The organism is Brevundimonas sp. (genome assembly GCF_041688735.1).
Classification (GTDB): domain Bacteria; phylum Pseudomonadota; class Alphaproteobacteria; order Caulobacterales; family Caulobacteraceae; genus Brevundimonas.
This window is the reverse complement of record NZ_JBDNHO010000085.1, coordinates 23,859-31,925: the sequence shown is the minus strand read 5'-3', so window position 1 is coordinate 31,925 and position 8,067 is coordinate 23,859. Positions and strand designations below refer to the sequence as shown.

General features: G+C 67.9%; 8 protein-coding genes. 5 read left to right on the top strand and 3 right to left on the bottom strand.

Going from position 1 to position 8,067, the window contains the following annotated elements; translation table 11 throughout:
- The first annotated feature begins 196 nt into the window (after window positions 1-196).
- The 5 genes from fabF to ACESMO_RS08795 all read left to right on the top strand — a co-directional run bounded on the left by fabF (window position 197) and on the right by ACESMO_RS08795 (window position 4,830).
- Complete coding sequence (gene fabF / locus ACESMO_RS08815) at window positions 197-1,477, top strand: beta-ketoacyl-ACP synthase II (protein WP_372707789.1); 1,281 nt, start codon at window positions 197-199, stop codon at window positions 1,475-1,477.
- Window positions 1,477-2,616, top strand: a complete 1,140-nt coding sequence (gene mltG, locus ACESMO_RS08810) for an endolytic transglycosylase MltG (protein WP_372707788.1) — start codon at window positions 1,477-1,479, stop codon at window positions 2,614-2,616. The genes fabF and mltG overlap by 1 nt, the downstream gene beginning before the upstream one ends.
- Window positions 2,613-3,509, top strand: coding sequence for a YicC/YloC family endoribonuclease (locus tag ACESMO_RS08805; RefSeq protein WP_372707787.1), 897 nt, complete (start codon window positions 2,613-2,615; stop codon window positions 3,507-3,509). Before mltG ends, ACESMO_RS08805 begins: the two co-directional genes overlap by 4 nt.
- Window positions 3,499-4,140: a guanylate kinase gene (gmk, locus tag ACESMO_RS08800; RefSeq protein ID WP_372707786.1), complete on the top strand. Its 642-nt coding sequence runs from the start codon at window positions 3,499-3,501 to the stop codon at window positions 4,138-4,140. Before ACESMO_RS08805 ends, gmk begins: the two co-directional genes overlap by 11 nt.
- Before the next feature lie 84 nt (window positions 4,141-4,224).
- Window positions 4,225-4,830 (top strand): hypothetical protein, encoded by a 606-nt coding sequence (locus ACESMO_RS08795; RefSeq protein ID WP_372707785.1) that lies wholly within the window; start codon window positions 4,225-4,227, stop codon window positions 4,828-4,830.
- Window positions 4,831-4,842: 12 nt separating this feature from the next.
- Here the strand turns inward: ACESMO_RS08795 and rsmA are convergent, their stop codons facing one another.
- Genes rsmA through ACESMO_RS08780 form a run of 3 tightly spaced genes read right to left on the bottom strand, consistent with a single transcriptional unit; the run spans window position 4,843 to window position 7,984 of the window.
- Window positions 4,843-5,655 carry a 16S rRNA (adenine(1518)-N(6)/adenine(1519)-N(6))-dimethyltransferase RsmA gene (gene rsmA / locus ACESMO_RS08790; RefSeq protein WP_372707784.1) on the bottom strand — a complete coding sequence of 271 codons (813 nt, stop codon included), beginning with the start codon at window positions 5,653-5,655 and terminating at the stop codon, window positions 4,843-4,845.
- Window positions 5,652-6,644: a 4-hydroxythreonine-4-phosphate dehydrogenase PdxA gene (pdxA, locus tag ACESMO_RS08785; protein ID WP_372707790.1), complete on the bottom strand. Its 993-nt coding sequence runs from the start codon at window positions 6,642-6,644 to the stop codon at window positions 5,652-5,654. Before pdxA ends, rsmA begins: the two co-directional genes overlap by 4 nt.
- Window positions 6,644-7,984, bottom strand: a complete 1,341-nt coding sequence (locus ACESMO_RS08780; protein WP_372707783.1) for a peptidylprolyl isomerase — start codon at window positions 7,982-7,984, stop codon at window positions 6,644-6,646. The genes pdxA and ACESMO_RS08780 overlap by 1 nt, the downstream gene beginning before the upstream one ends.
- Window positions 7,985-8,067: the final 83 nt, after the last annotated feature.

Genomic DNA, 8,067 nt, shown 5'->3' with positions numbered 1-8,067 from the left:
TGCGAGCCGCCGCCGAGACCACAATGACGGGCCTCTGGGACCGCATCGGCGATATCCTCAAGGCCTTCACACCCCAGGAATGCGCCAACTACTTCCGGCATGATGGCTATACGTCAACTTGAGCGGCGAACGCTCTAGCGGGGCCGCCCGGCGGCCATTAGTGTTTAAGGCCAAGATTCTGAAACGAGGAGCGCCCATGCGCCGCGTCGTCGTCACCGGCCTCGGTCTTCTCACCCCGCTCGGCTGGGGCGTCGAGCACAACTGGCAAGGCATTCTGGCCGGCCGGTCGGGCATCGGTCAGATCACCAATTTCGACGCCGAGGGCTGGGGCTGCACCATCGCGGGCGAGATCCCGTCGGTGAACGGTCGCGGCGGCGGCGCGCCGGGCCAGCCCGGCGTGTTCGACCACGAAAAGGTCATGTCGCCCAAGGACCGCAAACGGGTCGACGACTTTATCGTCTATGCCATCGCCGCCGCCGACGAGGCCCTGGCCGACGCGAACTGGAAGCCCGATACGGCCGAGGACCAGGAACGGACCGGCGTCATGGTCGGCTCGGGCATCGGGGGTCTGGGTCCCATCGCCGACACCGCCATCATCCTCAAGGAACAGGGGCCGCGCCGCGTCAGCCCCTTCTTCATTCCCTCGTCCCTGATCAACCTGACCTCGGGCCAGATCTCGATCCGTCACGGCCTCAAGGGCCCGAACCATTCGGTGGTGACGGCCTGCGCCACCGGGGCCCACGCCATCGGCGACGCGGCGCGAATGATCGCCTGTGACGACGCCGACGTCATGGTGGCCGGTGGAGCCGAAAGCTCGATCGTCCCCATCGGTATCGCCGGTTTCCTGGCCTGCAAGGCCCTGTGCACCGCCTTCAACGACGCGCCCGAGAAAGCCAGTCGCCCCTATGACAAGGACCACGCAGGCTTCGTCATGGGCGAGGGCGCGGGCATCATGGTTCTGGAAGAGTACGAACACGCCAAGGCACGCGGCGCCAAAATCTACGCCGAGGTCGTCGGCTACGGCATGAGCGGCGACGCCTGGCATATCACCGCCCCGTCCGAGGACGGGGAGGGCGGTCTGCGGGCCATGAAGGCGGCGCTCAAGCGGGCCGGGATGCAGCCGTCCGACCTCGACTACGTCAACGCCCACGGCACCTCGACCATGGCTGACTGGATCGAGCTGCGCGCTATCGAACGGCTGGTCGGCGACCATGCGAGCCAGCTCGCGGTGTCCTCGACCAAGTCAATGACCGGCCACCTGCTCGGCGCGGCCGGGGCCATTGAGTCGATCTTCAGCGTCCTGGCCATCCGCGACCAGATCGCGCCGCCGACGATCAACCTCGACGATCCCGAGCAAGAGACCGCAATTGATCTGGTCCCCCATAACGCCAAGCCGATGAAGATCGACGTCGCCATGTCCAACAGCTTCGGCTTCGGCGGCACCAACGCCTCGGTCATCTTCAGGAAGGTCGCCTGATGTCGGTTGAGCGAAACACGGGTCGCAAGACCGCCCTGCTGGCCGCGACCGCGACCTTCAGCGCCTTTCTCATCGTGGCCCTGATCGCGGCCTGGAGCGTCTTCTACGCGCCCGGACCCTCGGCGCGGGGCGGGGAGAACACCATCGTCACCCTGCCCAGCGGCGCCGGGGTCAACGCCATCGCGGCGAACCTCAAGGCCGCGGGGGTCATTCGCTCGACCGACATGTTCCGCGCCGCCGCAACCCTGACCGGCGCGGACCGCAAACTGCGGGCAGGCGAATATGAGGTGCCCACCAAGGCGTCCCTGCGCTCCGTCATCATTCTGCTGGTCGAGGGCAAGGTGGTCCGCCACTACGTCACCCTGCCCGAGGGCTGGTCGTCGGCCCAGGCCGTGGACATATTGATGGCTGAGCCGCTTCTTGTCGGGCGCGTGGACGAGGCCCCGGCCGAAGGCACGCTGTGGCCCGACACCTACGAGATCGAGCGCGGCGAGACCCGCGCCGGGATCATCGTCCGCATGCAGCGGGCGCATGAGGAGAACCTTGCCCGCCTGTGGGCGACACGGGGTCCGGCCAGCATGGTCCAGTCTCCGGATGAGGCGGTGATCCTGGCCTCGATCGTCGAAAAGGAGACGGGCGTCGCGGCCGAACGCCCGCGCGTCGCCGCCGCTTTCACCAACCGCCTCCGGGCAGGCATGCGACTGGAGAGCGACCCGACCATTATCTACGGCATCACCAGAGGACGCCCGTTGGGACGCGGCATCCGGCGCTCGGAGCTGGACCGCCAGACGGCCTGGAACACCTATCATATCGACGGCCTGCCCCCGACGCCCATCGCCAATCCGGGGGGCGAGGCCATCGCCGCCGTGCTGAACCCGCCGCGCACCGACGAACTGTTCTTCGTGGCTGACGGCACCGGCGGGCATGTCTTCGCCCGGACCTATGAGGAGCACCGGTCCAACGTCGCCCGCTGGCGCGCCATCGAACGCCAGCGGGCGGGCTTGCCGCCTGAGGCCGCCGCGGCCGCCGCGCCGGGCACAGTGCCGACCACGCCCGCAGACGGGACCGCGCCCGGCGCGCTGACGATCCCGCCTGGCGCGCAAGTCATTCGCGTGCCCCAGACGGCCCCGGCCAGATGACGACGATTTCCGGCATGACCGGCTTCGGCCGCGCGGAAGGCGCGCACGGCGACTGGAGCTGGTCGGTCGAGGCTCGCTCGGTCAACGGGCGTAATCTGGAAATCCGGTTTCGGGGACCGCCCGGCTTCGACAGTCTGGATCGCCTGGCCAAGACGTCGGCACAGGCGCGGCTGAACCGGGGTCAGGTGACTCTGGGCGTACAGGCCAGGCGATCCGCATCCTCGGCCAGCCTGAAGGTCAATGAGGCGATCCTCGCCCACTATCTGACGCTGGCGAACCGTCTGGCCGAAGATGGGGCGACTCCGCCGTCCGCCGACGGCCTGATGTCGCTGCGCGGCGTTCTGGAAATGCCGGAGGATGAGGACGACCCGGACGCGCGCGGAGCCGTGGAAGCCGCCCTCGCCGACACCATCTACCGGGCGCTGGATGCGCTGAAAACGTCCCGGGACCGCGAGGGCGAGCACCTTCTGCCCGTGATCACCGGCTTCATCGACGCCATCGATCGTCTGGTCGCGCGAGCGGAAACCGAAGCGCTGGCCCAGACCGACGCGATCCGCGAGCGTTTCACGCGTCGCTTGACCGAACTTGCACCCAATCTCAGTGAACTGGGCACCCCGGGTCTACAGGACCGGATTGTCCTCGAGGCGGCGTCGTTGGCGACCAAGGCCGACGTGCGCGAGGAACTGGATCGCCTGACCGCCCACGTGGCCTCCGCCCGGACCCTGTTGCGGCAACCCCCCGCCGGTCGGAAACTCGACTTCCTGATGCAGGAATTCATGCGTGAAGCGAACACCCTCTGTTCGAAATCGGCTACGACCGCGCTCACCGGAATCGGCCTCGATCTCAAGGCCGTGATCGAACAGTTGCGCGAACAGGTCCAGAATGTCGAATAACCACACCCCCCGACGCGGCGTCCTGCTGATCGTCGCCAGCCCGTCGGGCGCGGGCAAGACCAGCCTGTGCCGTCGCCTGATGGCCGACCACGGCGGTCTGGAACTGTCGATCTCCATGACCACGCGCGGCATCCGCCCGGGCGAGGTCGCGGACCGCGACTATCATTTCGTCGACGAGGCCGAGTTCCAGCGCCTGATTGACGCCGGTGCTTTCCTGGAATGGGCGGACGTCCACGGCGCCCGTTACGGCAGCCCCCGCGCGCCCATCGCCCGGGCCTTGGCCGAAGGTCGCGACGTCCTGTTCGACATCGACTGGCAGGGCGCGCGCGACATCGCGCTGAAGTGTCCGGAAGACGCCGTCCGCGTCTTTATCCTGCCGCCCAGCCTGGAAGAGCTGCGTCGTCGTCTGGTGACCCGCTCCCAGGACGCCGACGAGGTCATTGAGCGCCGTATCCAGAACGCCAAGGGCGAGATCGAGCACTGCGGCGACTTCGACTACGTCTTCGTCAACGACGACTTCGACCGATCGTATGCCGAGCTGGCCCACATCTATCACGCCGAGCGGTCCAGGCGTTTCCGCAACACCTGGCTCGACGCCTATCACGGTGCCCTGTTGAACGAGATGGTTTGAGCAACCCCCGGGGGTCTCGCGCTTTCTGAGATCAGTTGGAAGCGTGAGAGCGGAACGATGCCCTGGACACAATCTTCTGTCGCTATGGCTGCGATCACCGCGTGCGTCGCGGTGGCCGGCGTCGGCGCGGCGTCCGCGTTGAGGCTGGATGAGAGCCGCAGCATTCCCACATCCACCGGACCCGGCCTCAGTATCGCCGTGGTGGATCCGCGCGAACCTGTCCCCGTTCCCGGGTCGGTCATGGATGTCGGCGCGCTGGCCGACGGTTACACGCATCGCTCCTATGTCCGGGAGGTGAACTACCAGCCCCTGCCGTACGGGGACTTCGAGGGTTATCCCCCGGCCCCTGTCGAGCCGAAACGTGCCGAACGTCCGCGCCAGGTCGCCTACGAACCTGCGCCGCCGCCCGTGATCGTCGAAGGCAGCGAGCGACCGCGGCGGTGGCCGTTCGGCTTCGATCAGCCACGTCCTGACTACGCGGAGGCCCGTAGCGAGCGGACGGCGCGCATGGAAGACCAACGCCGGGTCGATGAAGAGCGCATGCGCTATCGCTCCGACGATCGTCGCGAACGCGCGGATTGGCGCGATGATCGAGGCCGCGACGGCGATCCTGGCAGGGATCGCAAGGACGAACGCCAGTGGTATCGCAGCGACGGCAGTCGCGTGTCCGGGCCTGAAACCTTCTACTGAACCCGCGTCATGTCAGCCGGAAAGCGCGTCGGCCAGCCGCAGGAATCCCGCCACGTCCACGACTTCGGCCCGCGCGTCCGGTTCGATTCCGGCGGCCTCGCAAAGCGCGCCTCCTCCTAGCGGCTTCAGGCTGGAGCGCAGCATCTTGCGGCGCTGGCCGAAGGCGGCGGCCGTGACACGCTCCAGTCGCTTCAGTCGACCGGCGTCGGGTCGAACGGCGTGGGGCACCAGATGCACTAACGCCGACGCCACCTTGGGCGGAGGCGTAAAGGCCGTAGCGGGAAGGTGCATGACCAGACGCGCCTGGCACACCGCCTGGCTGATCACCGCCAGCCGACCATAGGCGTCGTCGCCGGGGGCGGCCGTGATGCGCTCGGCCACTTCCTTCTGGAACATCAGCGTCAGGGCATGGGGCAGCCACGGCCCGGTGATCCATTTGATCAGCAGGGGGGTGCCGACGTTGTAGGGCAGGTTGGACACGACATGCGCCGGGCCCTCGACCAGATCGGCTTCCTTGACCCTGAGCGCGTCGGCCTCGACGACGGTCATGCGGCCTGAACCGTCGTCCAGTTCGGACAACAGCGGCAGGAAACGCGGGTCCTTCTCGATCAGCACGACCTTGCCGGCGTCGCTGTCCAGCAGGGCGCGCGTCAAGCCGCCGGGCCCCGGCCCGACCTCGATCACCGCCCGCCCCTCGAAGGGCCCGGCCAGCCGCACGATCTTACGGGTCACGTTCAGGTCCAGCAGGAAATGCTGGCCGAAGCTCTTCTTCGCCAACAGGCCGTGGGCGTCGAGCGTTTCGCGGAGAGAGGGGAGGTCCGTCACGCCCTCGCCGCCACCATCCGGCCCGCCAGTCGAATGGCCGCGATCAGGCTGTCAGGTCGCGCTACGCCCTTGCCGGCGATGTCGAAGCCGGTGCCGTGGTCGGGCGAGGTGCGGATCACCGGCAGGCCCAGGGTGCAGTTGACGCCGCCCCAGAAGTCCAGCGTCTTCACCGGGATCAGGGCCTGATCGTGATAGAGGCACAGCACCGCGTCGTATTTCGCGCGGGCCTCATCGTGGAACAGGGTGTCGGCCGGCAAGGGGTCGGTGATGGCGATGCCTTCGGCGCGCAAGGCGTTGGCCGCCGGGATCAGGACCTCGATCTCTTCCAGCCCGATCGCGCCACTCTCGCCTGCGTGCGGATTGAGCGCCGCCAGCGCCAGTCGGGGCGAGGCGATGCCGAAATCCCGCTGCATGGATTCGTGCACCACCCACGCGGTGCGGATGACCCGCTCGGCAGTGACCAGCTCGGGCACCTTGGCCAGAGGCGCGTGGATGGTGACCAGACAGGCCCGCAGGTTCCGGGCCGTCAGCATCATCACCGGCCCTCGCGTTCCGGAAAAGGGCGCGTCGGCGGTCAGTTCCGCGATGAATTCCGTGTGGCCGGGAAAGCGGAATCCGGCGGCGTAGAGCGGGGCCTTGGCGATCGGAGCGGTCACCAGTCCGGAGACCTCGCCCGCCAGAGCCATACTGACCGCCTGCTCGATCCAGTCGGCGACGAGGCCGGCGTTGGCAACGTCCGGCAAGCCGGCCCTGGCGGAGACGGCCAGCGGCTGATGCAGGACAGGGACGCCACGGGCGAACGCCAAGCGGGCGCCGGCTGGTGCCAGGACCGGATGGACGGCGACGCCCTGTTCGCGCAGCAGCGTCGCATCGCCGACGACGACGAAAGCGGGGCCTTCGTCCTTGAGGGCGGACCACGCCTTTGCGATGATCTCGGGTCCCACGCCCGCCGGCTCGCCCATGGTGAGGGCCAGCGGGGCGGGATGGATCACTGCTTGTACTCGACCAGGGCGTCGGCCAGCAGGTCCCGCATGTAACGCCGCTCCAGCGTCGCCAGATTCTGGCGGAGCAGGCCGTTCTCGACCTGCCGAACGTCGGGTGCCGTGGCGCCGCCGGCGCGACGGCCACAAACGCCTACCAGGTGCAGGCCCAGCGGGGTACGGACCGGCGAGCTGACCGAGCCAACCTCGGCCGACCGGGCGACCTGCTGGAATTGCGGGGCCAGGTTCTGCACGTCGGCTTCGCCCAGATCAGAGCCCAGCAGGCCCTGTTCCGAGGTGGCGCGGGCCAGCATGCTGTCGCAGGTCAGCTGGGGACGCAGGCCCTCCAGGCGTTGGCTTGCGGCGGCGACATCGGCTTCGGAAGCTGTTTCCGGAAGCTCGATCATGACCTGCTTCAGCTGCACCATATTGGCGGCCGAGCCGTCACGCTTGTCACGCATGTAGAGAATGTAGACGCCGCCCTCGACCGGTATGGGCCGCGACAGTTGGCCGACGTCAAGTTGATCCATCGCGGTCTGCAGGACCGGCTGCAACGTGCCCTCAACCACCCATCCTGCGTCTCCGCCTCGCGCCGCCGACGGCGCGGTCGAGAACTGCTGGGCCACGGCCTGGAAGGGCGCGCCCTGGCTGACCATCTGCTGGACCAGCTGATTGGCGCCGTTCACCGCGGCCTGCTGACCGCCGACGCGAGCCGCCTCGATGTAAATCTCGCCGAGAAGATATTGCTTCTTGGACGCGGCTTCGGAGACCTGGCGCAAGGCGGCGTCGACGGCGCCCTTGCTGGCGCGGGCGCGGCTCTGGAACCGGCCGCCGACCAGCTGTTGCCAGCCGATGCGGGTCCGAAGCTGCTCGCGCAGCGTCTGCGCGCGGATGCCGCCCTGCTCAAGGAAGCTGAGATAGGCCTCAGGAGTCGTGCCGACCTCCTGAGCCATGGAAGTGATCTCTTCGCCGACCTCTTCATCGGTGACGACCAAGTCCTTGTATTCCCTCAGCTCCTGCGACTGTAGCCGCTCGTCGATGAGGGCGCTCATCGCTTCCTGCTGGATGGCGGGAATGTTTTCAGCCGTCGGCTGGACCTGGGTCATGGCGATCAGCAGCAACATTCGCTGGCGCAGGTCGAAGCCGGTGATCACGCTGTCGTTCACAGTGACCAGGACGCCGTCGGCCAACTGGAATTGCGGACGCTGCGCCACTGCGGACGGAGCCTGCTCGGCCGCGGGGTTCAGAGTGCCAGCCGCAGCAGGAGCCTGAGGCGGAGTCTGGGCCACGGCTGTCCCGGTCAGGAGTGCGGCCATGGCCACACCCGTCATATAACGCTGAAAACGCATGTCAGTCCTGGTTCCTCAAGCAGTGCCGCCGGGTCCACCCCGGACTGGCGACCCTGCGCGCGCGCCGAGTCGCGCGTCGGGCG

What these genes read in the sequence shown, in the direction of transcription:
- gmk (WP_372707786.1), top strand. Translation starts at nt 3,499, where the DNA reads ATGTCGAATAACCACACCCCCCGACGCGGCGTCCTGCTGATCGTCGCC.
- ACESMO_RS08805 (WP_372707787.1), top strand. Translation starts at nt 2,613, where the DNA reads ATGACGACGATTTCCGGCATGACCGGCTTCGGCCGCGCGGAAGGCGCG.
- fabF (WP_372707789.1), top strand. Translation starts at nt 197, where the DNA reads ATGCGCCGCGTCGTCGTCACCGGCCTCGGTCTTCTCACCCCGCTCGGC.
- mltG (WP_372707788.1), top strand. Translation starts at nt 1,477, where the DNA reads ATGTCGGTTGAGCGAAACACGGGTCGCAAGACCGCCCTGCTGGCCGCG.
- ACESMO_RS08780 (WP_372707783.1), bottom strand. Translation starts at nt 7,984, where the DNA reads ATGCGTTTTCAGCGTTATATGACGGGTGTGGCCATGGCCGCACTCCTG.
- ACESMO_RS08795 (WP_372707785.1), top strand. Translation starts at nt 4,225, where the DNA reads ATGGCTGCGATCACCGCGTGCGTCGCGGTGGCCGGCGTCGGCGCGGCG.